The sequence below is a fragment of the Streptomyces huiliensis genome, assembly GCF_020037025.1.
Lineage (GTDB): Bacteria > Actinomycetota > Actinomycetes > Streptomycetales > Streptomycetaceae > Streptomyces > Streptomyces huiliensis.
In genome coordinates, this window is sequence record NZ_JAIQLH010000046.1 from 1 (window position 1) to 23,862 (window position 23,862).

Consider the following 23,862-nt stretch of genomic DNA (forward strand, 5'->3'; position numbering starts at 1 on the left):
GGCGCTCAGCCCCAAGCCCGCCCGTCCGGCGTTTGAGGACAACCGCGCGGAGCGCGGTTACGGGGGGCTGGGGCGCAGCCCCAGGAAACGGTGAAAGGGCGGGACCGGGGCACCCTCACCGCGACCAGGGCCGCGAGCGCCCCGGGTCCCACATCGGCCCCCATGGCCCCTCGACGGGCTCGTCGTGGAGCTCGGCGCGATCGGGGGAGCGGCGGCGCCGGTCGCGTACCGGCGCGAACAGGACGTACGCCGTCGAGACGACGACGAAGGCCAACCGGATCAAGCCCCGCGCCGCATCGTCGTGGACGACGAAGACGCTCCCGTACAACGCCACCAACGCCAGCCAGGACCACAGCGGCACCAGCCGCCGCTGCCCGCACACATCCCACAGAAGCGTGCCGAGGAGCACGGACGCCGTGTAGTACGTGTAGACGCTGGGGTCGAGGACGATGCGGGCGTTGGCGCCGAGGAGGACGACCGCGGCCCAGCGGCCGCGCCAGACGGCGACGGTGCCGAGGAAGAGGCCGAGGGCGGCCTGTGCGGGGCGGGCCCAGCTCGGGGTTTCCGGGTCGTTGGCGCCGAGCCAACGGAGCGCGGAGGCCGGGTTGTTGGGGATGGTGAACTCGGCCGCGGCGAAGGACTGCGAGTCGACGAGGAAGAACGGCACCCAGGCGACGGCGACCAGGCCGGCGCACCACAGCCCGGCCCGCAGCCACCGCTCCTTCGGCAGGGCGAGCAGCAGCGGGAGGAAGGCCAGCGCGGTGGGCTTGGAGTCCAGGGCGAGGGCCATCCAGATGCCGGTGGCCGCCGCGTCGCAGCGCGTCATGGAGCGGACGGCCAGGGCGGTGAAGAACAGCGCCAGCACGTCGTCGAGGTGGGCGAAGCGGACCGAGACCTCGATCCACATCGGGATGAAGGCCAGTCCGGCGATGAGGACGCGCCGCCGCAGCCGCTGGTGGTTGGTGCCGGTGCCCAGGAAGTGCCGGGCGGCGCTGCGCCCGGTGAGCACCAGGACCACCAGGCCGAGCACCGACATGAACGCCTCGGCGAGCACCTGCCCGACCTCGGCGGGGAAGGGGTTGAACAGCCCGGCCACCAGGAAGCTGACGGGCCCCATCTGGAGCTCGGGGTGGCGGGCGTAGAGGTTGAGGCCGCCGTCGCCCGACGAGCCGTCGTAGATCAGCTCGCCGCCCGTGCGCAGGTAGTGCCAGGAGAAGCCGCCGCTCGGTTCCACGACCACGAACCAGAGCGCGGCCCACGCGGTGAGCAGCAACAAGTGTGTCCGCGTGCTGAGTTCCGGTATCCGCACCATGCTCCCGTTCCGTCACCCGGCCGCCGTCTGCTCCGGGCACAACTGTCACCGGCGGTCAGATGGCGGAAGCCGCCCGGGGGTTGCTCCCGGGCGGCGGATGTGAGCAGCGGAACACCGTGTTCCGGACGGAGGAGGGAGGGGCCTCAGGCCTCGATGGCCACCGGGCCCGAGTCCGTCGCCTCCGCGTTGCGGCGGGTCTTGGCCCAGCCGTTGCGGCCGCGCAGCATCCGGACGAAGCCGCGGGCCGACGCCGGGAAGAGGTGGTACGCGTACAGCCACAGGGCCAGCCCCCACAGCAGGGCGGTGAGCAGCGAGCGGTCGTCGGCGCGGTCGCGGCGGTAGACCGGACCCCACAGCACGAACGGCAGCACCGAGACGACGGCCAGGGCGACGACCAGCGGCCACAGGGCCAGCATTCCGCCGAACGCCGCCCCGAAGCCGTCCTCGGCCGCGGTCAGGCCGAGGAGGGCGAACATGAGGGCGCACAGGGCGAGGGTCACCAGGTGGGCGACCGGCTGGAGGAAGGTGTACAGGGTCTCCAGGATGCCCCGGCCACCGTAGTGGCGGGACGAGATGATGCGCGGCGCGTAGCGGACGCACTGGAGATTGCCCTGCGCCCAGCGGGTGCGCTGGGTGAGGAACCGGCGGCCGTGCGGCAGCCCCTCCTGGGAGACCCAGGTGTCGGCAAGGTGGTTGATCCGGTCGCCGGTGAGGATCATGTGCAGGCCGAGCTCGTAGTCCTCCAGCAGCGCGCCGCGCTGCCAGGGCCGGCGCTCGGCCGAGGCTATCCGGTCGAGCGAGGCGAGGCGGGTGAACTGGCCGTTGCCGCCCAGGCCGACGGAGCCGGTGCGGGCCCGGAGCAGCTGCATGCCGGCGTTGGAGACGGAGAACTCCATGTCCTGCATGCGGACCAGGAGCCGGGCGAAGGCGTTGCGGACCCGGCCGCGGTCGGGCAGCGGGCGCTTGTCCTCGGTGTTCCGCATCCGGACGCTGACCTGGACGCCGCCGATCTCGGGGTCGCCGAAGCCCTGCGGGCCGCTGACGACGTTCAGGGCGTTCGGGTCCAGCTGCCCGTCGGCGTCGACGACGCAGACGACGATCCGCTCGCGGTCCGCCTCCCGGGACAGGAACTGGTTCAGCTCGTCGTACGCGGCGTTGAGCGCCGCGCCCTTGCCCTGCCGGGCCTCGGGCCGGTGCCGGCGCACCAGGTGGACGCGGCGGTCGCGCTCGGCGAGCTCGGCCACGATCGCGCCGGTGCGGTCGTCGCTGTCGTCGTCGATGACCCAGACGTGCGCGCGGGGGTGGTCGGCGCGCAGCCGGCCGACGGTCGTCGCGACGACGGCCTCCTCGTCCCGGCAGGGGACGAAGAAGTGCCAGTCGAAGGCGCCGGGGTCGCCGTGCTCGGCGAGCGGGCGGCGCGTGTAGGCGTGCCGGGCGCCGGCCCAGTAGAGGAGGAAGCAGGCGAGGAGGAAGAAGGGGAATATGAGGAAGAAGGGGTTGTGGAGCAAGGGGAGTCCTGGTGGGGCGGAGGAGCGGGCGGCGGGGGCTGGGGCGCGCGGTTACGCGGCCAGGCGCACCGGCGTCGCGATCCCGGCCAGCAGGGCCGTGATCCGCTCCGAGGCGAGGCCGTCGCCGAACGGGCTGGGCAGCGCGGCGAGGCGGGCGAGGCCCTCGGGGCCCTCCGCGAGCCGCCGGCGCGCGGCCGCGCCGATCGCCGGGCCCGGAACGACCAGCTCCGCGAAGTCGGTCATCGCCTCCGGCCGCTCCGTGGAGCGCCGGACGACCACCAGCGGGCGGCCGAGGACCGTGCACTCCTCCTGGATGCCGCCGGAGTCCGACACCAGCAGTGCCGCGTGCCGGGCCAGGGCCAGGAACTCGGAGTAGCCGAGCGGCGCGGTCACCGTGAGCGGCGCCAGGAGGGCGGTGAGGCCGGCCGCCTCGATCCGGGCGCGGGTGCGCGGGTGCAGCGGCAGCAGGACCGGGCGGCCGTCCGTGACCAGCGCGGCGAGCTCGGTGAGGATCGCGCGCAGGGCGGCGGGGTCGTCGGTGTTCTCCGGACGGTGCACGGTGGCGAGCACGTAACCGTCGGCGGTCAGCCCGTGCGCGTCCAGCAGCGCGGCGCGCTCGGCGGCGGCCGGGAGCTGGTTGCGGACGGCCTCGACGACGGTGTTGCCGGTGACGGCGATCCGGGTGTCGTCGGCGCCTTCGGCGAGGAGGTTGGCGCGGTTGTCCTCGGTGGCCGCGCAGAGCACGTCCGCGATGCGGTCGATGAGGACGCGGTTGTGCTCCTCGGGCATGTCCCGGTCGTGGCTGCGCAGGCCGGCCTCGACGTGCACCAGCGGGATGCCCCGGGCGTTGGCGGCCAGCGCGCCGGCCAGGGCGGCGTTCGTGTCGCCCTGGACGACGACGGCGAGCGGGGGCTCGGCGGTGAACAGCTCGTCGAGCTGCTCCAGGGCGGCGGAGATCTGCACGGCGCGGGGCTTGCCGCCGACGCCGGTGAGGAGGGTGGGCTCCGGGAGACCCAGTTCCGTCAGGAAGCGGCCCGAGAGGTTCTCGTCGTAGTGCTGGCCCGTGTGGATCAGGTGGGCGGCGGGGCCGAGGAGGCGGACGAGGTCCGTGAGCTTGACGAGTTCGGGGCGGGTGCCGAGGACTATGGCGATGCTGCGGCGGGGGAGGGGCGCGGGCACGGGCTCTCCTGAGGCTGCGGTGACGAGGGCAGCCTCGAGATTGCGGTGGGTCGGTTGCGCCCCCGGATGAGCGCCGGTTGCTCGACGGTTGCGGGTTCAGGTCGGGACTTTCGTCCCGGAGGGTTGCCCCGGTCCCGCCCTTTACCGTTTCTTGCGGGGGTAAGCCCCCGCACCCCCGAAACCGCGCTTCGCGCGGTTGTCCTCAAGCGCCGGACGGGCTATATGCCAGCCCGTCCGGCGCTTGAGGACGACCGGCGAAGCCGCGACAAGGGGGTCTGGGGGCTTGCCCCCAGGAAACGGCGAAGGGGCGGGACCGGGGCACACCCCACCGGACTACGTCCGGTACCGGTACCCCAGCCCCCGCACCGCCTCCACCGGATCCGCCGCCTCGTCCCCCGCCGCCTGCCGCAGCTTGCGCCGCAGCCGCAGGACGGCGAACTTGACGCGTTCGCGGCCGGTCGCGTCGTGGTCGTCCCAGACGCGGTCGAGGAGCTGCTCGGTGGTGATGACGCGGCCGCGGTTGCGGACGAGGATCTGGAGGAGGCGGTACTCGATGTCGCTGAGGCGGGCCTCCTGGCCCTGCCAGACGGCGGAGCGGCGCTCGGGGACGAGGCGGAGGCCGTCGTCGAAGGACTCGCCGGCCCAGCGGGCGGGGGCGGCGCGGCGTAGCAGGGCCTCGACGCGGGCGAGGAGCTCGTCGTTGCCGAAGGGCTTGGGGAGGTAGTCGTCGGCGCCGGCGCGCAGGCCGCGGACGCGGTCGGTCTCGGCGCCGCGGGCGGTGAGCAGGAGGACGGGGAGGTCGCTGAGGTCGCGGGTGCGTTCCAGGACCTCCCAGCCGTCGAGCTCGGGCAGTCCGATGTCGAGGATCACCAGGCCGGGGCGCTCGGCGAAGAGGAGCCGCAGCGCCTCGCGGCCGTCGTCGGCGGGGATCACGGTGTGGCCGGCGCGTTCGAGCAGCACGCGCAGGGCGAGGGCCAGGTCGGGGTCGTCCTCGACGACGAGGACGCGGGTCACGGGACGTCCTCCAGGACCAGGCCCGGCGGGCCCGCGACCGGGAGGGTGACGCGGAAGACGGCGCCCTCGCCCTCCCTGCCGCCCGCGGTCAGCGTGCCACCGTGCAGTTCGACGAGGGTGCGGCCGATGGCCAGGCCGAGGCCGGTGCCGGGGTAGCCGCCGGAGCGGGCGTTGGCGGCGCGGACGAAGCCGGTGAAGATCTCCTCGCGCGCGGCCTCGGGTATGCCGATGCCGGTGTCGGCGACCTCGATCACCCAGTCCTCGCCGCACGGTGCGGCGGTGACGGCGATCCGGCCGTCGGGCGGGGTGAACTTGGCCGCGTTCTCCAGCAGGTTCCCCAGGACGTGCCGGAGGCGGTGGCGGTCGCCGCACAGGGGTGGTCCCGGGGCGCACTCCAGGACGGTGAAGACGGGCGGCGGGCCGCCGGGCGGGACGCAGAGGGACTCCAGGACGGCGTCACGCAGCATCCCGGGCACGTCCACCCGGCCGAACTCCAGCTCGGGTCCCGTGGCCCGCATCCGGGTGGTGAACAGCAGGTCGGCGATGACCCGCTGCATTCGCTCGCCGTTGCGGCGGATCGCGTCCACGAAGGCCCGCTGCTGGTCGGTGAGGGCGCCGAAGGCCGGGTCGACGAGGAGTTCGCCGAAGCTGATGACGGTGGTGAGCGGGGTGCGGAGCTCGTGGGAGGCGGCGGCGGTGAAGGCGTTGCGCTGCCGGGCCAGCTCGGTGAGGGCGACGTTGTCCCGTTCGAGGTCGTGCTCGCGGCGTTTCCGGTCGGTGATGTCGGTGAAGAACCACAGGGCGCCGAGGTAGACGCCGGCGTGCCGCAGGGGCTCCACCTCGCGGCGGACGACGCGCCCGTCGGCGAGCGGGATCTCGGCCTCCCGGTGGACGGGCCGGCGGGCGAGGATCTCGCCGGGGCTGCCGGGGGCGGTGTATCCGGGGGCGAAACGGGCGCGGACGAGGGGGACGACCGGACGCATCGGGGCGCCGCGGGAGAGGTCCACCCGCCCCTCCAGGTCGAACATGTGGGCGAAGCGGCGGTTGACCGCCAGGATCTCGTCGGCGGGGCTCTGCAGCAGGGCGCCCGCGGGCAGGGCCTCCAGGACGGCCTGGAGCAGGTCACGGTCCTGGAGCAGGTCACGGTCCTCGGAGCCCATGTTTCTCACCCGCTCCCACGGACGTCTCCGGCGAATCCCTCCGCAATCCAATGAAATCCGCACTAAAACCGTAGGGCAAAGCGGAACATAACGCTCCCGCAGTGCCGTCCGGACTCCGGCCCCTGCCCCGGCGTGCCGCCCCGGCTCCGTAGACTGGGCCCCGTGAGCGAGCGCCCCCAGAACGACCACCACGACGACCACGACGATCCGAGATCCGGCGGCCCCGACGGCACCGACCGCTTCGAGGAGATCGTCGACGCCGAGACCACCCGAGACCCCGACCTCGCGGTGATCGAGGCCGGCAGCCGCACCCTGCGCGCCCAGGCCGGCCCGCCGCAGGGCGACGGCATCCCCGCGCGTCCCACCGACCCCGAGGTCGAGCGGGCGCTGCGCGAGGTGGAGGCCGAGCTCGCGGGCCGCTGGGGCGAGACCAAGCTCGACCCGTCGCTGGAGCGCATCCGGAAGCTGATGGACGTCCTGGGCCAGCCCCAGCACGCGTACCCGTCCATCCACATCACCGGCACCAACGGCAAGACCAGCACCGCCCGCATGATCGAGGCCCTGCTGAGCGCCTTCGACCTGCGCACCGGCCGCTACACCAGCCCGCACGTGCAGACCTACCTGGAGCGCATCAGCCTGGACGGCGCGCCGATCAGCGCCGAGCGGTTCGTCGAGACGTACCAAGACATCGAGCCCTACGTGCGGATGGTCGACGAGCGCGAGGACATCCGGCTCTCCTTCTTCGAGGTGATCACCGGCATGGCGTTCGCGGCCTTCGCCGACGCCCCGGTGGACGTCGCGGTGGTCGAGGTCGGCATGGGCGGCACCTGGGACGCGACCAACGTGGTGGACGGCACGGTCGCCGTGGTCACGCCGATAGCGCTCGACCACACCGACCGGCTCGGCTCGACCCCCGGCGAGATCGCTCTGGAGAAGGCCGGGATCATCAAGCAGGACGCCACCGTCGTCCTCGCCCAGCAGCCGGTGGACGCGGCGCAGGTGCTGCTCAAGCGCGCCGTCGAGGTGGACGCCACGGTCGCCCGCGAGGGCATGGAGTTCGGCGTCGTCGCCCGCGAGGTCGCGGTCGGCGGGCAGCTGCTCACCCTGCGCGGCCTCGGCGGCGAGTACCCCGAGGTCTTCCTGCCGCTGTACGGCGCCCACCAGGCGCACAACGCCGCCGTGGCGCTGGCGGCCGTCGAGGCGTTCTTCGGCATCGGCTCGCAGCACGCCCGCACCCTGGACCTCGACGTGGTCCGCCGCGCCTTCGCCTCCGTCACCTCCCCGGGCCGGCTGGAGGTCGTCCGCCGCAGCCCCACGGTCGTCCTGGACGCCGCCCACAACCCGGCGGGCGCCCGGGCGGCGGCCGAGGCGGTCACCGAGGCGTTCGGCTTCAGCCGGCTCATCGGCGTCGTCGGCACCAGCGCCGACAAGGACGTGCGCGGGGTGCTGGAGGCGTTCGAGCCGGTCTTCGCCGAGATCGTCGTCACCCGCAACTCCACCGACCGGTCCATGGACGTCGACGAGCTGGCCGCGCTCGCCGTCGAGGTCTTCGGCGAGGAGCGGGTCCAGGTGGAGCCGCGGCTGGACGACGCCCTGGAGGCGGCGATCACGCTCGCCGAGGAAGAGGGCGAGTACGCCGGCGCCGGCGTCCTGGTCACCGGCTCGGTCTTCACGGTGGGCGACGCCCGCCTGCTGCTGCTCGGAAGGGACTGACCATGCGGACGCTGTGCGCGAGCACCCTGATCGGTGAATTCTTCGTCATCGGCTTCGCCGGGCTGGTGGCCATGAAGGACGACGGCCTGTCCACCGGGACGGTCTGGGCGGTCAGCGGGACGGCGATGCTGCTCAGCGTGGTGCTGTGCGGGGTGATCACCCGTCCCGGTGGCGTACAGCTGGGCTGGCTGTTCCAGGCCGGGCTGCTCGCGAGCGGCTTCGTGGTGCCGGTGATGTTCGTCCTCGGCCTGGTCTTCGGCGCCCTGTGGTGGGCGTCGGTGCACTTCGGCCGGAAGATCGACGAGGCGAAGGCGCGGTTCGCGGCGGAGGCCGAAGCCTCGTAGGGGCGGGCGTCAGCCTCGTAGGGGCGCGCGCCGCCGCGCACCCGCGCCCGTACCGGGTGCCGGACGGGCGCGTACGCCCCTGTACCCTCTGGCCCCACACACACGATCATCCGCAAGGAGCCGCAGTATGAGCCAGCGCACCCTCGTCCTCCTCAAGCCCGACGCGGTCGCCCGCAAGCTCGTGGGCGAGATCATCGCCCGCATCGAGCGGAAGGCGAACTGGACGATCAGCGCGCTGGAGCTGCGCACCCTGGACCGCGCCGTCCTCGAACAGCACTACGCCGAGCACGTCGGCCGCGACTTCTACGAGCCGCTGATGGCGTTCATGTCGTCCGGTCCGGTCGTCGCCCTGGTCGTCGAGGGCGAGCGCGTCATCGAGGGCGTCCGGGCGCTGGCGGGCCCGACCGACCCGATCGCGGCCGCCCCCGGTTCCATCCGCGGTGACTTCGGCACCATCACGCGCGAGAACCTCATCCACGCCTCGGACTCGGTGGAGTCCGCCGAGCGGGAAATCAAGATTTTCTTTCCCGACCGCGGCTGATACCGGATCAGGCCGGCTCTCATTCTGATCAGAGGGCGACCGATTTCTTTTCGGTCGCCCTCTGACATATGCGTGGCCGATCGGGGGAACCTCTCACTCCGACACGACGTCACCATTACCGGGGCGGGCTCGCGTTCCGCCGACAATGGCGGAGCAGCTGTCGCGTCGCTTTCCGTCGGCGAGACTACGATGAGAGCTTCCGCGCCCCGCAGCGCACCACCTGCCGACCTCAAGTAAGCAATCGCTCCAGCTGGGAAGGCCAGACGTATCCTCATGGGGAACAACATGTCGTTCATCGGTCGTGACATGGCAGTCGACCTCGGGACCGCCAACACGCTGGTGTACGTCAGAGGCCGCGGGATCGTCCTCAACGAACCGTCCGTCGTCGCCATCAATACGAACACGGGCGGCATCCTCGCGGTCGGCGCGGAGGCGAAGAAGATGATCGGGCGCACGCCCGGCAACATCGTGGCGGTCCGCCCCCTGAAGGACGGCGTCATCGCCGACTTCGAGATCACGGAGCGCATGCTCCGCTACTTCATCCTCAAAATCCACAAGCGGCGCTGGATGGCCCGCCCGCGCGTGGTGGTCTGCGTGCCCTCCGGTATCACCGGGGTCGAGCGCCGGGCCGTCATCGAGGCCTCCACCCAGGCCGGTGCCCGGCAGGTGCACATCATCGAGGAGCCCATGGCCGCCGCGATCGGCTCGGGCCTGCCGGTCCACGAGGCCACCGGCAACATGGTCGTCGACATCGGCGGCGGCACCACCGAGGTCGCGGTGATCTCCCTCGGCGGCATCGTCACCGCCCAGTCGATCCGCGTCGCGGGCGACGAGCTGGACAACGCGATCATCCAGCACATCAAGAAGGAGTACAGCCTCCTGCTGGGCGAGCGCACCGCCGAGCAGATCAAGATCACCATTGGGTCGGCCTACGACCTGGAGCAGGACGAGCACACCGAGATCCGCGGCCGGGACCTGGTCAGCGGCCTGCCCAAGACCGTCGTCATCTCCGCCGCCGAGGTCCGCAAGGCCATCGAGGAGCCGGTCAACTCGATCGTCGACGCGGTCAAGACCACCCTCGACAAGTGCCCGCCCGAGCTCTCCGGCGACGTCATGGACCGCGGCATCGTGCTCACCGGCGGCGGCGCCCTGCTGCGCGGCCTCGACGAGCGGCTGCGCCGCGAGACCGGCATGCCGATCCACATCGCCGAGGACCCGCTGGACTCCGTCGCCCTCGGCTCCGGCAAGTGCGTGGAGGAGTTCGAGGCCCTCCAGCAGGTGCTGGACGCGCAGCCCCGCAGGTGACCCGCCCCGGGCGCCGCCGCCCGGCGGAAACAACCTGATATACAGGCAGAACGCTGCTGCCGGTGACCGGCGTCCGCCCGGCCCGCCGGTCACAGGAGACCCGACGAGAAGGGCATGCCGCCGCACGTGAGGGACACACGAGAGAGCCGGCTGCTGTTGGTACTGCTGATCGCCGTCGCGTTCGCGCTGATCACGGTCGACATCCGGGGCGGCGACCGGTCCCCCCTCGACGGCGCCCGGCGGGCCGCCGCCACCGCCTTCGGGCCGGTGGAGAAGGGCGTCGCCGGGATCGTCGACCCGGTCGCCGACGCGGTCGCCGCCGTCCGCGACTCGGGCGACCGCAGCGACCGGATCACCCGGCTGGAGCGTGAGAACACCGAGCTCAAGCAGAAGCTCGGCAGCGACGACCGCAACAACGCCCGGGTCCGCGAGCTCGACAAGATGCTCGGCACCGCGGGCCGCGGCCAGTACGGCATCAAGGGCGCCCGGGTCATCGCCATAGGAGCGGCCCAGGGCTTCTCCTGGACCGTCACCATCGACCTCGGCAGCCACGACGGCGTCAAGCGCGACATGACCGTCCTCAACGGGGACGGGCTCGTCGGCCGCGTCACCACCGTCGGCCCGTCCACGTCGACCGTCCTGCTCGTCACCGACCCCAAGTTCACCGTCGGCACCCGGCTGGAGAAGAGCGGCGAGATCGGCTTCGCGGGCGGCCAGGGCGACAGCAGCCTGCGCGTCGAGCTGCTCAACGGCAAGGCCGCCGTCCGGCCCGGCGACCGGCTGGTCACCTTCGGCTCCAGCAAGGACAAGCCGTTCGTCCCCGGCGTCCCCGTCGGCGAGGTCGTCCGCGTCGAACCCTCCGGCGGCCGGCTCACCCGCACCCTCCAGGTGCGGCCCTTCGTCGGCTTCAGCAAGCTCGACCTCGTCGGCGTCGTCGTCGAACCGCCCAAGGCGGACCCGCGCGACAGCGTGCTGCCGCCCAAGCCCGAGGCCCCCAAGCCCACGCCCACGGTGACCGTCACGGCCACCCCGACGCCGAGCGCCGAACCCAGGGACTGACCCCATGCCCATGCGCCTGAACCGGATCCTGCTCTCGACCGCGCTGGTGGTGGTGGCCCTCGTCCTCCAGGTGAGCGTCTTCGCCCGGCTCCACCTGCCCGGCGCCGTCCCCGACCTGCTACTCCTCGTCGTCGTCGCCCTCGGCCTGGTCTACGGGCACACCGGCGGCGCCCTCGTCGGCTTCGGCGCCGGACTGCTCGCCGACCTCGCCCCGCCCGCCGACCACGCGACCGGCCGCTACGCGCTGGTGCTCTGCGTCGTCGGCTACCTGGTCGGGCTCGCCCGGCCGGAGACCGGGCGGCTGCGCTCGGCCACCGTCCCGCTGCTCGTCGTCCTCGGCGCGGCCGTCGTCTCCACCCTGCTGTACGCGGGGGTGGGCGCCCTGGTCGGGGACACCGCCGCCCGGCACGTCGGGCTGACCGGGCTGCTGCTCACCGCCGCCCTGTACGACCTGCTGCTGGCGCCCTTCACCGTGCCGCTGATCATGGCGCTGGCGCGGCGGGCCGAGAACGACCCGCTCACCGCCGAGGGCGCCACCGCCGTCGCGGCCGGCGAGAGCGGATACGGCCGGATGCCCGGCCTGGGCGGGCGCGGGCGCGGCAAGGGGCTGGGCGGGGCGCGGGGCGGGCTGCTGTCACGCGGTTCACGGATGTCGCGCGGCTCACTGATGTCACGGAGTTCACGGGGGACGCGGAGCAAGTGGAAGGGCGGCAAGCACCTGTGACCCAGCACCCCTCCCCGCCGTACCCCCGCCCCCGGGGAGCCGCCCGGTGAGCAACATCCCGGAGACCGGCCGGACCAACCGGATCACCATCCGGCTGGTCGTCATCCAGATCCTCGTCGTCTCGCTCCTGCTCACGCTGGGCGGGCGCCTGTGGTACCTGCAGATCCGCAACGGCGACGAGTACACCGCCGAGGCGGCCAGCAACCACATCCAGCAGGTCATCGTCCCGGCCACCCGCGGCTCGATCCTGGACGCGCGCGGCATCCCGCTCGCCGACAACCAGACGCGGCTGGTCGTCTCGGCCGACCGCACCGACCTGATGAAGATGAAGGACAAGGGCAAGCGCGTCCTCGCCCGGCTCGCCGGGGTGCTCGGCCTGAAGCCGGAGGACGTGGCGGCGAAGGTGCGGCTCTGCGACGCGAAGACGCCCAAGCCGTGCTGGGCCGGCTCGCCCTACCAGCCGATCCCCATCACCGACGAGGCCACCACCCAGCAGGCCCTCCAGATCCGCGAGCGCGCCGAGGACTTCCCCGGCATCACCGCCGAGCCGATGGCCGTCCGCCGCTACCCCGGCCCCGGGGGCTCCAACACCGCCCAGGTCCTGGGCTACCTGTCGCCCGTCACCGACGAGGAGATCACCCAGGCCAAGGACTCCCGCACGCCGCTGATGCGCTCCGACGAGATCGGCCGCAACGGCCTGGAGCGGCAGTACGACCCGGAGCTGCGCGGCAAGGCCGGCGTCACCCGGTACGAGGTCGACAACCTCGGCCGCGTCATCGGCAAGGCCAGGAGCGACCGCGCCGAACCCGGCTCCAACGTCGTCACCAGCATCGACGCCCGTGTGCAGGCCATAGCGGAACGCGAGCTCGACCAGGCGATGAAGGACGCCCGGCAGGAGATGGACCGCAACACGGGCACCACCTACAAGGCCGACGCGGGCGCCGTCGTCGTCATGGAGTCCAAGACCGGCCGGGTGGTCGCCATGGCCTCCAACCCGACCTACGACCCCAACGTCTGGGTGGGCGGCATCTCCGCCAAGGACTACCAGGCGCTGACCGGCAAGGACTCGGACTACCCGCTGCTCAACCGGGCCATCCAGGGGCAGGCGGCCCCCGGCTCGGTGTTCAAGGTCATCTCGGCCACGGCGGCCGTCAACGCGGGCTACGCGTTCACCGACAAATACAACTGTTCGAGCTCGTACAGCATCGGCCACCAGGTCTTCAAGAACTTCGAGTCCAAGGGGTACGGCCCGATCAACCTGGGCCGGGCGCTGGAGGTCTCCTGCGACACCGTCTTCTACGACCTGGCCTACCGGCAGTGGCAGAAGGACGGCGGCAACAACCCCAAGCACCCCAAGGACTGGTTCTACCGGACCGCTCACGACTTCGGCCTCGGCAAGCCCACCGGCGTCGACCTTCCCAACGAGGTCCGCGGCCGGGTCCCGGACCGCGACTGGAAGAAGCGGTACTGGGAGCTCAACAAGGACGCCTGGTGCAAGCAGGGGGCCGGCGCGGGCAAGACCGGCGACAAGGGCGACTACGCGGCCCAGATCGCCAAGGAGAACTGCGAGTCGTTCGCCCGGATGCGCGCCGGCGACTCCGTCAACTACTCCATCGGCCAGGGCGACACCCTCGTCACCCCGATCCAGATGGCCACCATCTACGCGGCCATCGCCAACGGCGGCACCCTCCACGACCCGACCGTCGGCAAGGCGATCGTCAGCCCCGACGGCAAGCGGATCCGGGAGATCCGGCCGAAGGCGCACGGGCAGCTGCCCTTCGACCGGAAGACCCGCGACCAGCTCGACTCCGCGCTGGCCGGCGTCGCCACCCAGGGCAGCGCCGCCTGGCGCTTCCAGGGCTGGCCGCAGAAGGAGATCCCGATGCACGCCAAGACCGGCACCGCCGAGGTCGCCGGCAAGCAGACGACCTCCTGGTTCGCCACGTACACCAAGGACTTCACCATCGTCATGACGATCTCCCAGGGCGGTACGGGATCCGGCGCCTCGGGACCGGCCGTCCGGAAGATCTACAACGCCCTGTACGGGGTGGACGAGCAAGGGAAGATCGACGCCAAGAAGGCGCTGCTGCCCGCGCCCGAGGCCGGCCTGCCGAAGATCGACAAGGACGGCAGCATCGTCGCCGCGCACATCGACCCGCCGCCGTCCGAGCCCGCCCGCAAGGAAGAGAAGCAGGAAGAGTGAGCGACATGAGCGGTATGAGCGCCGACGGCTTCCGCATCCGCCGCTTCGCCCCCCAGCGCTCCACCTGGGCCCGGCTCACCGACCGCGACTCCGTCGTCCGCCGCCTCGACTGGGTCATGCTCCTCGCCGCGCTGGCCCTGTCCGGCTTCAGCACCCTGCTCGTCTACTCCGCCACCCGCGGCCGCACCGAGCTCACCCACGGCGACCCGTACTACTTCCTGCTCCGCAACGTCCTCAACACCGGAATAGGGCTGACCCTCGCCGCCGGCGCCGTCTGGGCCGGCCACCGGGCGCTGCGCGGCGTGGTCCCGGTGCTCTACGTGGTCTCCGTGCTCGGCTGCCTCTCCGTCCTCACCCCGCTGGGCGCGACGATCAACGGCGCCCGGTCGTGGATCCAGCTCGGCGGCGGCTTCTCCATCCAGCCCTCCGAGTTCACCAAGATCACCATCACCCTGGGCATGGCCATGCTGCTGGCCCAGGCCGTGGACGCGGGCGACCGGCCGCACCCCGACCACCGCACCGTCCTCCAGGCCCTGGGCATCGCCGCCGTGCCCATCCTGGTCATCCTGCTGATGCCGGACCTCGGCTCGGTCATGGTCCTCGTCGTCATCGTGCTCGCCGTGCTGCTGGCCTCCGGCGCCTCCAACCGCTGGATCGCCGGCCTGCTGGGCGCGGGACTCCTCGGCTGCGTGCTGATCTGGCAGCTCGGGATACTGGACGAGTACCAGATCAACCGCTTCGCCGCGTTCGCCAACCCCGCCTTCGACCCCGCCGGCGTCGGCTACAACACCAAGCAGGCCCGCATCGCCATCGGCTCCGGCGGCCTCACCGGCTCCGGCCTCTTCCACGGCTCCCAGACCACCGGGCAGTTCGTCCCCGAGCAGCAGACGGACTTCATCTTCACCGTCGCGGGCGAGGAACTCGGCTTCGTCGGGGCGGGCACGATCATCTTCCTGATCGGCGTCATCCTCTGGCGCGCGTGCCGCATCGCCCGCGAGACCACCGAGCTCTACGGGACGGTCGTGGCCGCCGGGATCATCGCCTGGTTCGCCTTCCAGTCCTTCGAGAACATCGGCATGACCCTGGGCATCATGCCCGTCACCGGACTGCCGCTGCCCTTCGTCTCCTACGGCGGCTCCTCGATGTTCGCCGCCTGGATCGCCGTCGGACTCCTCCAGTCGATCAAGGTCCAGCGGCCGCTGGCCTCGGCCTAGCGCGCGCCCGCCGGGCGGTGGCCGACTTCCGGCCTGCCGCCGGGCGCCTCCGGCGACTAGATTCGGCGGCATGGACCGGCTCCGGGGCGCGATCGTGCGGGAGATCGAGCGCAAGTACGAGGCCGACGACGGGACGGCGCCCGTCGTCCTGCCCGACCTGGGCCGGACCGGACCCGTCGCCCGCGTCGTCGACCGCGGGACGGACGTCCTCGACGCCGTCTACTACGACACCGCCGACCGCCGGCTCCTCGCCGCCGGCATCACCCTCCGCCGCCGCACCGGAGGCGACGCCGGATGGCACCTCAAGCTCCCCGTCGCGCCGGGCGTACGCGACGAGGTGCGCGCCCCGCTCACGGACGGGATCCCGCGCCGACTCGCCGGCCTCGTCCGCGCCCGCACCCGCGGCGCGCCTCTCGTCCCGCTGGCCCGCGTCGTCTCACGACGCGACGTACGGCACCTCCTCGACGCCGGCGGCACCCTCCTCGCCGAGGTCGCCACCGACTCCGTCACCGCCGGGGCGCCCGCGGGGGAGGACCCCGGTACGACGACGGCGTGGACCGAGATCGAGGTGGAGCTCGCACCCGGCGCCGACCCCGGCCTCCTCGACGTCCTCGAACGGCCCCTGCGGGAGGCCGGACTCCGCCCCTCGCGCGCAGGCAGCAAGGTCGCCCGGGCCCTCGCCGGAGCCGACGGGACCGCCCCCGTCGCGGGGGAGAGCGCCCCGGAGCCCCCGCCGCCCGGACCCGGCACGGGCGACGCCGCCCGCGTCGTCCTCGCCCACCTCCGCGCCCAGACCGAGGCCCTAGCCGCCCTCGACCCCGGCGCCCGGCTCGGCACCGAGGACGCCGTCCACCAACTCCGTGTCGCCACCCGCCGGCTGCGCAGCGCCCTCCGCACCCACCGAAAGCTCCTCGACCCCCGCGCCACCGACCCCCTCGGCGCCGAACTCCGCCGGCTCGCCGGCGAACTGGGCGTCGACCGCGACCGCGAGGTGGTCACCGAACGGCTGCGGCAGCGCCTCGACGAACTCCCGCGCACCCTCGTCCGCGGCCCGGTCCGCGCCCGCCTGCGCATCTGGTCCAACCGCAGCCGCGTCGACGCCCGCCGCCGCGTCACCACCGCCCTCGACAGCCCGCGCTACCTGACCCTGCTCGACCGGCTCGACGCCCTCGTCACCGACCCGCCGCTGCGCCCGGCCGCCGCCGAAGCCGCCGAGAAGGACCTGGCCAAGGCGGTCCGCCGGGACCGGGACCGGCTCGCGGCCCGCATCGCGCACGCCCTCGCCACCGACCCGGGCCCGGCCCGCGACGCCGCCCTCCACGACGCCCGCAAGGCCGCCAAACGCGCCCGCTACGCGGCCGAGTCCGCCGCCCCCGCCCTGGGCAAGGACGCCAGACGGCTCGCCAAACGGCTCAAGGCCGTCCAGACCGTCCTCGGCGACCACCAGGACAGCGTCCTCACCCGCGACGCGCTGCGCCTGATCGCCGCGCAGGCGGCCGTCGCGGGGGAGGCGACGTTCACGTACGGACTGCTGTACGGGCGCGAGGAGGCGCGGGCGGCGGAGTGCGAGCGGGAGCTGGCGGGGGTGTGGGAGAAGGCCGCCGAGGTGTCACTGTGAGTTACGCTGTGTGACGGCCGACCCGGATCGTCACGCCGCCGGGCACGTTACTCTTGAGGGTCACCCTGCCCGCTCATGAGAGACATCCGCGAATGCCTGTCGAGTCGGTCTTCCCGCGCCTGGAAGCGCTTCTCCCGCACGTCCAGAAGCCCATCCAGTACGTCGGCGGAGAGCTCAACTCCACCGTCAAGAACTGGGACGAGTGCGACGTCCGCTGGGCGCTCATGTACCCGGACGCCTACGAGGTCGGGCTGCCCAACCAGGGCGTCATGATCCTGTACGAGGTCCTCAACGAGCGCGAGGGCGTCCTCGCCGAGCGCACGTACAGCGTCTGGCCCGACCTGGAAGCGCTGATGCGCGAGCACGGCGTGCCGCAGTTCACGGTGGACGCCCACCGGCCGGTCAAGGAGTTCGACCTCTTCGGTCTCAGCTTCTCCACCGAGCTCGGCTACACCAACATGCTCACGGCTCTCGACCTCGCGGGCATCCCGCTGGAGGCGGCCGACCGGACGGTCGACGACCCGATCGTCCTGGCCGGCGGCCACGCCGCGTTCAACCCGGAGCCGATCGCGGAGTTCATCGACTGCGCCGTCATCGGCGACGGCGAGCAGGCGGTCCTGGAGATCACCGACATCGTCCGCGCCTGGAAGGCCGAGGGCCGTCCCGGCGGGCGCGAGGAAGTGCTGTTCCGGCTGGCGAAGACGGGTGGCGTGTACGTCCCCCGGTTCTACGACGTCGAGTACCTGCCCGACGGCCGCATCGCCCGCGTCGTCCCCAACCGCTCCGGCGTGCCGTGGCGCGTGTCCAAGCACACCGTCATGGACCTCGACGAGTGGCCGTACCCCAAGCAGCCGCTGGTCCCGCTCGCGGAGACCGTGCACGAGCGGATGTCCGTCGAGATCTTCCGAGGCTGCACCCGCGGCTGCCGCTTCTGCCAGGCGGGCATGATCACCCGCCCGGTGCGCGAGCGCTCGATCACGGGCATCGGCGAGATGGTCGACAAGGGCCTGAAGGCGACCGGCTTCGAGGAGGTCGGCCTGCTGTCGCTGTCCTCCGCCGACCACACCGAGATCGGCGACATCGCCAAGGGCCTCGCCGACCGCTACGAAGAGGACAAGATCGGCCTCTCGCTGCCGTCGACCCGCGTGGACGCCTTCAACGTCGACCTCGCGAACGAGCTGACCCGCAACGGCCGCCGCTCCGGTCTCACCTTCGCCCCCGAGGGCGGCTCCGAGCGCATGCGCAAGGTCATCAACAAGATGGTCTCGGAGGAGGACCTCATCCGGACCGTCGCCACCGCGTACGGCAACGGCTGGCGCCAGGTGAAGCTGTACTTCATGTGCGGCCTGCCGACGGAGACCGACGAGGACGTCCTCCAGATCGGCGACATGGCGGTCAACGTCATCGCCAAGGGCCGCGAGGTCTCCGGCTCCAACGACATCCGCTGCACGGTCTCCATCGGCGGCTTCGTGCCCAAGCCGCACACCCCGTTCCAGTGGGCCCCGCAGCTCTCCGCCGAGGACACGGACGCCCGTCTGGCCAAGCTCCGAGACAAGATCCGCGGCGACAAGAAGTACGGCCGCTCGATCGGCTTCCGCTACCACGACGGCAAGCCCGGCATCGTCGAGGGCCTCCTCTCCCGCGGCGACCGCCGCGTCGGCGCCGTGATCCGCGCCGTCTACGAGTCCGGCGGCCGCTTCGACGGCTGGCGCGAGCACTTCAGCTACGACCAGTGGATGAAGTGCGCGGAGGAGACCCTCCCCCCGCAGGGCGTCGACGTCGACTGGTACACCACCCGCGAGCGCACCTACGAGGAGGTCCTGCCCTGGGACCACCTGGACTCCGGCCTCGACAAGGACTGGCTCTGGGAGGACTGGCAGGACGCCCTCGACGAGACCGAGGTCGACGACTGCCGCTGGACGCCGTGCTTCGACTGCGGCGTGTGCCCTCAGCTTGACCTCGACATCCAGATCGGCCCCACGGGCAAGAAGCTGCTGCCGCTCAGCGTCAAGAAGTAAGCGCACCCACTGCGATTCTCAGGGAAGGCACCTGTCCGGGCTGGCAGGTGCCTTCTTCGTATCGCCTTCCCAGCCGGCATGGGCCGCCGCTGCCCTGGCGCCTCGCCGATCGCTTCCCGGCGACTCGCGGCGAGACCGGCTTCTCCGGGTTACCGCCCACTTCTGGCCCTGTGCGCGACCCGCGAATTCCACGCCACTCATTGCACGCCACGCCTGCGCCAGAGCTGGCTTGAAACGATCTTCAGCCGGGCCGGTAAAGACACTAGCCTTGCGGTGCCTGCAATGATTGCATGTAGCAATTACTACCTGTTCGCATAAAGGAAAGGTCGGGCCGCTCGGAGGATGGTGGCCTGTTGTTCGTTGACGAGCGAGGGGGCAGGGTTTTCTTGCCGGTGACGACGATGCATGTGTTCTTGGGGGCTGAGTAATGGATCCGGTCGCGGGATTGGTTTTCGGTGTAGGTCTGGTGACGCTGGGTGCCATGATCCATTACGTCAAAAGTCAGGTCGCAAGCGGGAATATCGAGCGCAATTCCATGATCGGAATCCGGACCAAGGCGACGATGTCTTCGGACGACGCCTGGAAGGCCGGGCATGCGTCGGCGTCGCCGTTGCTGATGGTGGCCTATTTGACCGCCTACAGCGTAGGCGCCGTTTCTTTGGCGATCAGCCTGGCTCTGTCGCTGAGCGATGCCGAGAACCCGGCCGTCATCATTGTACCGCTGGTCGGAATCGTCGTGGTTCTCGCACTTCTCGCGACGGCGGCGGGCAGAGCGAACTCGGCTGCGCGCGCGGCCGGTCCTGAGGGCGGGTAGTCCAGTCGTTGCTGAATTGCATCGATATAGGGGAGGACAGTGTGAAAATCAGGACCAGAAACGCGGTTGCCGCGCTGGTTGCCGGCTCCATTATTGTGGTAGGTGGTGTGACTACGCAGAGCGCTGTTGCCGACGGCGCCCCCGGAGGGGCGGTGCCGAGCAAGGCGCAGCTCAAGGAGGCGGCAAAGGAAACGGCAAAGTTCAGTGACGCGGAGTTGCTGCAGCTGTTGCTCGCCGCTCAGGGGCCCATTGCCGACGCGCATCCGGAGCTGAAGCGGATGCTTGGGTTCGACGCATCGAAGCCGCGCACCGATGAAGCGGCGCTGGACAAGGTCATTGCCGGCTACTTGGCCGCACACCCCGAGTTCCACAGGGCGATGGCCGTTCCGTTCCAATCCGGGGACCCCGTGCGTGTCGGGGCCGCTCTCCGTGACTTCTCGGTGACCTTCAACCAGTTCATCAAGAAGAACGCTCGTCCTGTTAATGGCGGCAAGGGGCCGGCCCTGGCGAGCGGCTGGACCTGGATGGGCGCATATGTGATCATATATGCGAATGCCGTGGGGGCCGCCAACGCATTGGCGTACACGAACGCCGGGGTCGCCACCAACGCTCTCGCAACCCTTGTGGTCGTCACCTGGTACCTCGAGGACGGCAAGCCGGTCGGTTCGGATATAGAGCGTGACGCGTTTGTCGATGCTCTTACTTCCGCGCTGACATGAGTCGCGACCCGGTGACCATCGGGCAGAACTCCGACGGACGCCCCGCCGCAGAGGGCTGTCCCGAGCCGATTCGCTCCTTGCCGGCTCTGGCCTCTGCTGCCGGCGGTCTCGTCGTGGTCGGGATTCTGCTGGCCGGGTCGATCTTCTTCTCTCTTCCCAGTAACGTACTTTCCACGCGTGACGGAGGATATCTTCGATCGCTGTCGGCCAGGCTCATGCCCCAAAGCTGGGCCTTCTTCACCAAACCGCCGAACGATCCGGAACTGGTTCCTTACGTGGTGTCCGGCGACGATGTCGCCTATGCGGCACATCTGCCGAATTCCCGGTCGGACAACTTGTACGGGCTGACACGGCGCCAGCGTGCGCAAGGCCCAGAAGTCGCCGGCATGGCAAACCAGGTCCGAGCGTGGAAGGACTGCGAGGAACTCAAAGGAGATTGCCCGGCGGCGGTCGCCGGGTCTTCGGCTCCAGAAACCGTCACGAACTCATCTCCGGTCCCGACGCTTTGCGGGCGCTTGGTTCTGGTGGAGACGAGACCTGTCCCGTGGAAGTTCCGTGACAGGTACGAAGGATGGCGCCTCGACAAGAAGGCCGCTCTCGTGGAGGCCAAGTGCTCGCGAAAAAGCTAGCCGTGTCGATGGAGCGTTCCCTTCGGTGCTTTCCTGCCGAATCCCGAGCGCTGGGCGTGGGCAGATCCCTGATTGCGCTCGCGCAGGCGTCCATCTTGATTTTCACCCCGGCGTCTCATCTCTTCGTCCCGGTGGGTGGAACGGAAACCAAGGTCGATTGCTCGTCCCTGGCGCAGGGGGCATCACTGTACTGCCTGGCGGATTCCGCAGACCGGCAGCTCCTCAATCTTGTTCTTCTGGTCGTTCTTCTGGTCGTGGCGAGCGGAATCCTGCCTCGGTACACCACTGTGCTGCACTTCTGGGCATCGCTCTCCATCGGTCAGTCGATATCGCTCCCTGACGGTGGCGATGCCGTAGCTCAGGTCGTCACTTTCTTTCTCATGCTGGCTTGTATCAATGACAGGCGAGTCTGGCACTGGCAGCGATCGGACGGAGGGAAGAGCGATTCGGTTTGGCAGGGGCTCGCCTGGGCCGGCTGGTGGGGCGTCCGGCTCCAGGTCTCCTATATTTATCTCAACAGTGCACTGGCGAAATTGCCCGTGGATCCGTGGACGGAAGGCAGCGCGACCTATTACGTCGCGCGTATGGAGAACTTCGGGGCGGCCGGCCTTTTCGCCGATCTGTTCCGCTCGGCAACGAGCGTCACCATCATCGCCCTCCTGTCCGCTTGGGGAACGATCGCCGTCGAATGCTTGATAGCGCTTCTTCTGTTGCGGCGCGGGTTCCCGCAGGCGGTGGCCGCGGGGATCAGTGCTTGCCTCCATGTATTGATCATTTTGCAGCTCGGGATCGTCTCTTTCGGGCTCACCATGTTGGGGGCGGTGGTCTGCGCCGCATCCCGGGGTGTGGACGTCCACGCCGTTCGGTTGCGAAAGCTCTTCCGGCCCGCCCGCGGTGCCGCTCGGCCGGACCGCTCGGCAGTGCCGGCGGAACCTGGGCCGGCAGAGAGGAGCGGCGCGGTGGTGCTCGAGTCGTAGGGGGCCTGTAAGCCGGGCTGTGAGCAGGCCCCGCTGTTCGGCGTGCTGTCCCTGATTCATCTGTGCGCCTTCCTCTCTATAGAGAGAGGACACGGCACACTCCTTCGGGTGGCCCCGGCGAGGGGCCGCCCGTTCGGCCTATTGAGGCTCGCTGTCGCGTTCAAGCGTCGAGGATCGGGTGCGCGTGCCGGGCGGGGGCCCTGCCGGGTTGGCGGGGCCCCTGTTGCGCGTACGCTAGGTAGCAGTACGACCGCTCTCACGAAGGAACAGACCACTGGGCAAGCGACAGCCCGAAGGCCCGCCGCCCGCACCCGCGGTGCAGCGCATCCGCCTCCGCTACACCAAGCGCGGCCGCCTCCGGTTCACCAGCCACCGTGACTTCCAGCGCGCCTTCGAGCGGGCGCTGCGCCGGGCCGAGGTGCCCATGGCGTATTCGGCCGGCTTCACGCCGCACCCCAAGGTGTCGTACGCCAATGCCGCACCCACCGGCACGGGCAGTGAGGCCGAGTACCTGGAGATCCAGCTCGCCGAGGCGCGCGACCCCGCGCTGCTGCGGGAGCTGCTCGACGAGTCGCTGCCCACCGGGCTCGACATCGTCGACGCGGTGGAGGCGCGGACGTCCTCCTTCGCCGACCGGCTGGAGGGCTCCCTGTGGGAGCTGCGGCTGGACGGGGTGGAGGTCGCCGAGGCCGAGCGAGCCGTGGCGGCGTTCCTCGCGGCGGAGACCGTGGAGGTCGCGCGCCGCACCAAGAACGGGATGCGCACCTTCGACGCGCGGGGTGCCGTGTGCCGACTCGAGGCCTCGGCCGATCCGGCCGATAGGCCCGGTACCGGTGCCTGTGCGATACTGCGGCTGGTTGTTCGGCATTCGACACCCGCCGTTCGACCCGACGACGTCCTGTCCGGGCTCCGCGCCACGGCCGACCTGGCGCCGCCGGTCCCCGCTGCGGTGACCAGGCTGGCGCAGGGGCCGCTCGACGATGAGACCGGAACGGTGACCGATCCGCTCGCGCTCGATCGCGACGCTGCCACGGCCGCTTCATCACCGGCCACCGGCGCGGCGACGGCAGCGGGCGGACCAGCGTAAGGACGCGTCGCGCGCCGCCGGTGCACCAGGGAGCCACCCCGGTCCGGCAGGCGCATTGACCAGGAGACTTTCGCCGGTGCCGCAGATCGGACCCGGCGAGCGAGACGACAGCTCCCGTGCGGCGACCGCGCCCCGGACGGCGGAACCGCGCTCATCACGCGGACCGGCGGGCCGGAATCCGGCGCGGCGCCCGGGAGCGTGACGGGAGAACCGCCCGCATGCTCGAACCCACTGAGCCCATGGAATCCGGGAACGCGCACGACGCGCCCGGGAACAACGACAACACCGGGAGCCCCAGCGACACGCTGCCGCCGCGCCGCCGTCGCCGCGTGGCCTCCCGCCCGGCCGGTCCGCCGGTGGCCGAGGGCGGCGTCGACGCCTCCGCGGCGTCCGAGGCCGCTTCCGGATCCGGATCTGCTTCCGCTTCCGCGGAGCCGGCCGCCGAGGCCGCGGCTCCGGCGCGCTCGCGTCGCCGTGCGACCCGTGCCGCGTCCAAGCCGGCCGCCGAGACCGCGGTCACGGCGGAGGCTGCCACGACGGAGAACGGGGCCGCCGAGGCCCCTGCCACTCCGGCGCGTCCGCGCCGCCGTGCCGTCCGCAAGGCCGGCGGCCCGGCCGAGGGTGCCGCTCAGCAGCCCGCCGCCGAGGTGAGCGCCGACGCGGGTGCCCCCGCCGAGGCCGCTGCCACCGAGACCGCTGCCGCCGAGGCGCCCGCCACCCCGGC

At 71.4% G+C, this 23,862-nt stretch carries 20 protein-coding genes and 1 pseudogene; 16 read left to right on the forward strand and 5 right to left on the reverse strand.

Features of this window, described 5'->3' with window-relative positions; all coding sequences use genetic code 11:
- Nucleotides 1-115: 115 nt before the first annotated feature.
- The 5 genes from JNW98_RS10305 to JNW98_RS10325 all read right to left on the reverse strand — a co-directional run bounded on the left by JNW98_RS10305 (nt 116) and on the right by JNW98_RS10325 (nt 6,173).
- Nucleotides 116-1,312: a hypothetical protein gene (locus JNW98_RS10305; protein WP_223767834.1), complete on the reverse strand. Its 1,197-nt coding sequence runs from the start codon at nt 1,310-1,312 to the stop codon at nt 116-118.
- Between the two features lie 143 nt (nt 1,313-1,455).
- Nucleotides 1,456-2,820 carry an XrtP-associated glycosyltransferase gene (locus JNW98_RS10310; RefSeq protein WP_223767835.1) on the reverse strand — a complete coding sequence of 455 codons (1,365 nt, stop codon included), beginning with the start codon at nt 2,818-2,820 and terminating at the stop codon, nt 1,456-1,458.
- Between the two features lie 51 nt (nt 2,821-2,871).
- Nucleotides 2,872-3,999, reverse strand: coding sequence for a non-hydrolyzing UDP-N-acetylglucosamine 2-epimerase (wecB, locus tag JNW98_RS10315; RefSeq protein ID WP_223767836.1), 1,128 nt, complete (start codon nt 3,997-3,999; stop codon nt 2,872-2,874).
- Between the two features lie 333 nt (nt 4,000-4,332).
- The gene (locus JNW98_RS10320) at nt 4,333-5,013 is read right to left on the reverse strand and encodes a response regulator transcription factor (RefSeq protein WP_223767837.1); all 681 of its coding nucleotides are present in this window, start codon (nt 5,011-5,013) and stop codon (nt 4,333-4,335) included.
- Nucleotides 5,010-6,173, reverse strand: a complete 1,164-nt coding sequence (locus JNW98_RS10325) for a PAS domain-containing sensor histidine kinase (RefSeq protein WP_223767838.1) — start codon at nt 6,171-6,173, stop codon at nt 5,010-5,012. Before JNW98_RS10325 ends, JNW98_RS10320 begins: the two co-directional genes overlap by 4 nt.
- Nucleotides 6,174-6,335: 162 nt before the next feature.
- Between JNW98_RS10325 and folC the strand changes: the two genes are divergently transcribed.
- The 16 genes and pseudogenes from folC to JNW98_RS10405 all read left to right on the forward strand — a co-directional run.
- Nucleotides 6,336-7,886, forward strand: a complete 1,551-nt coding sequence (gene folC / locus JNW98_RS10330) for a bifunctional tetrahydrofolate synthase/dihydrofolate synthase (RefSeq protein ID WP_308015546.1) — start codon at nt 6,336-6,338, stop codon at nt 7,884-7,886.
- A gap of 2 nt (nt 7,887-7,888) precedes the next feature.
- Nucleotides 7,889-8,230, forward strand: coding sequence for a DUF4233 domain-containing protein (locus JNW98_RS10335; RefSeq protein WP_223767839.1), 342 nt, complete (start codon nt 7,889-7,891; stop codon nt 8,228-8,230).
- Between the two features lie 127 nt (nt 8,231-8,357).
- Nucleotides 8,358-8,771: a nucleoside-diphosphate kinase gene (gene ndk, locus JNW98_RS10340; RefSeq protein ID WP_223767840.1), complete on the forward strand. Its 414-nt coding sequence runs from the start codon at nt 8,358-8,360 to the stop codon at nt 8,769-8,771.
- Between the two features lie 285 nt (nt 8,772-9,056).
- A complete protein-coding gene (locus tag JNW98_RS10345; RefSeq protein ID WP_004950903.1) occupies nt 9,057-10,076 on the forward strand; it encodes a rod shape-determining protein in 1,020 nt (339 codons plus the stop codon).
- A gap of 126 nt (nt 10,077-10,202) precedes the next feature.
- A complete protein-coding gene (gene mreC / locus JNW98_RS10350) occupies nt 10,203-11,135 on the forward strand; it encodes a rod shape-determining protein MreC (protein ID WP_223767841.1) in 933 nt (310 codons plus the stop codon).
- A gap of 10 nt (nt 11,136-11,145) precedes the next feature.
- Complete coding sequence (gene mreD, locus JNW98_RS10355; protein WP_223767852.1) at nt 11,146-11,859, forward strand: rod shape-determining protein MreD; 714 nt, start codon at nt 11,146-11,148, stop codon at nt 11,857-11,859.
- Nucleotides 11,860-11,905: 46 nt separating this feature from the next.
- Nucleotides 11,906-14,062 (forward strand): penicillin-binding protein 2, encoded by a 2,157-nt coding sequence (gene mrdA / locus JNW98_RS10360; RefSeq protein WP_223767842.1) that lies wholly within the window; start codon nt 11,906-11,908, stop codon nt 14,060-14,062.
- A 14-nt stretch (nt 14,063-14,076) separates the two neighbouring features.
- A complete protein-coding gene (gene rodA / locus JNW98_RS10365; RefSeq protein WP_372459205.1) occupies nt 14,077-15,276 on the forward strand; it encodes a rod shape-determining protein RodA in 1,200 nt (399 codons plus the stop codon).
- 70 nt (nt 15,277-15,346) lie between these two features.
- The gene (locus JNW98_RS10370; RefSeq protein ID WP_223767844.1) at nt 15,347-16,894 is read left to right on the forward strand and encodes a CYTH and CHAD domain-containing protein; all 1,548 of its coding nucleotides are present in this window, start codon (nt 15,347-15,349) and stop codon (nt 16,892-16,894) included.
- A 92-nt stretch (nt 16,895-16,986) separates the two neighbouring features.
- Complete coding sequence (locus JNW98_RS10375) at nt 16,987-18,912, forward strand: TIGR03960 family B12-binding radical SAM protein (RefSeq protein WP_223767845.1); 1,926 nt, start codon at nt 16,987-16,989, stop codon at nt 18,910-18,912.
- Between the two features lie 481 nt (nt 18,913-19,393).
- Nucleotides 19,394-19,726 (forward strand): SdpI family protein, encoded by a 333-nt coding sequence (locus JNW98_RS10380; RefSeq protein WP_223767846.1) that lies wholly within the window; start codon nt 19,394-19,396, stop codon nt 19,724-19,726.
- Between the two features lie 41 nt (nt 19,727-19,767).
- Nucleotides 19,768-20,445, forward strand: coding sequence for a sporulation delaying protein family toxin (locus JNW98_RS10385; RefSeq protein ID WP_223767847.1), 678 nt, complete (start codon nt 19,768-19,770; stop codon nt 20,443-20,445).
- An 11-nt stretch (nt 20,446-20,456) separates the two neighbouring features.
- Nucleotides 20,457-21,074, forward strand: coding sequence for an SdpA family antimicrobial peptide system protein (locus JNW98_RS10390; RefSeq protein ID WP_223767848.1), 618 nt, complete (start codon nt 20,457-20,459; stop codon nt 21,072-21,074).
- Nucleotides 21,056-22,051 carry a sporulation-delaying protein SdpB family protein gene (locus tag JNW98_RS10395; protein ID WP_223767849.1) on the forward strand — a complete coding sequence of 332 codons (996 nt, stop codon included), beginning with the start codon at nt 21,056-21,058 and terminating at the stop codon, nt 22,049-22,051. Before JNW98_RS10390 ends, JNW98_RS10395 begins: the two co-directional genes overlap by 19 nt.
- Nucleotides 22,052-22,367: 316 nt before the next feature.
- Nucleotides 22,368-23,138: a TIGR03936 family radical SAM-associated protein gene (locus tag JNW98_RS10400; RefSeq protein ID WP_223767850.1), complete on the forward strand. Its 771-nt coding sequence runs from the start codon at nt 22,368-22,370 to the stop codon at nt 23,136-23,138.
- 218 nt (nt 23,139-23,356) lie between these two features.
- Nucleotides 23,357-23,862 (forward strand): annotated as a pseudogene (locus JNW98_RS10405) (Rne/Rng family ribonuclease); the annotation flags it as partial.

Coding starts and splice junctions, on each gene's coding strand:
- JNW98_RS10305 (WP_223767834.1), bottom strand. CDS start 1,312: ATGGTGCGGATACCGGAACTCAGCACGCGGACACACTTGTTGCTGCTC.
- JNW98_RS10325 (WP_223767838.1), bottom strand. CDS start 6,173: ATGGGCTCCGAGGACCGTGACCTGCTCCAGGACCGTGACCTGCTCCAG.
- JNW98_RS10335 (WP_223767839.1), top strand. CDS start 7,889: ATGCGGACGCTGTGCGCGAGCACCCTGATCGGTGAATTCTTCGTCATC.
- ndk (WP_223767840.1), top strand. CDS start 8,358: ATGAGCCAGCGCACCCTCGTCCTCCTCAAGCCCGACGCGGTCGCCCGC.
- JNW98_RS10345 (WP_004950903.1), top strand. CDS start 9,057: ATGTCGTTCATCGGTCGTGACATGGCAGTCGACCTCGGGACCGCCAAC.
- mreD (WP_223767852.1), top strand. CDS start 11,146: ATGCGCCTGAACCGGATCCTGCTCTCGACCGCGCTGGTGGTGGTGGCC.
- rodA (WP_372459205.1), top strand. CDS start 14,077: ATGAGCGCCGACGGCTTCCGCATCCGCCGCTTCGCCCCCCAGCGCTCC.
- JNW98_RS10370 (WP_223767844.1), top strand. CDS start 15,347: ATGGACCGGCTCCGGGGCGCGATCGTGCGGGAGATCGAGCGCAAGTAC.
- JNW98_RS10375 (WP_223767845.1), top strand. CDS start 16,987: ATGCCTGTCGAGTCGGTCTTCCCGCGCCTGGAAGCGCTTCTCCCGCAC.
- JNW98_RS10380 (WP_223767846.1), top strand. CDS start 19,394: ATGATCCATTACGTCAAAAGTCAGGTCGCAAGCGGGAATATCGAGCGC.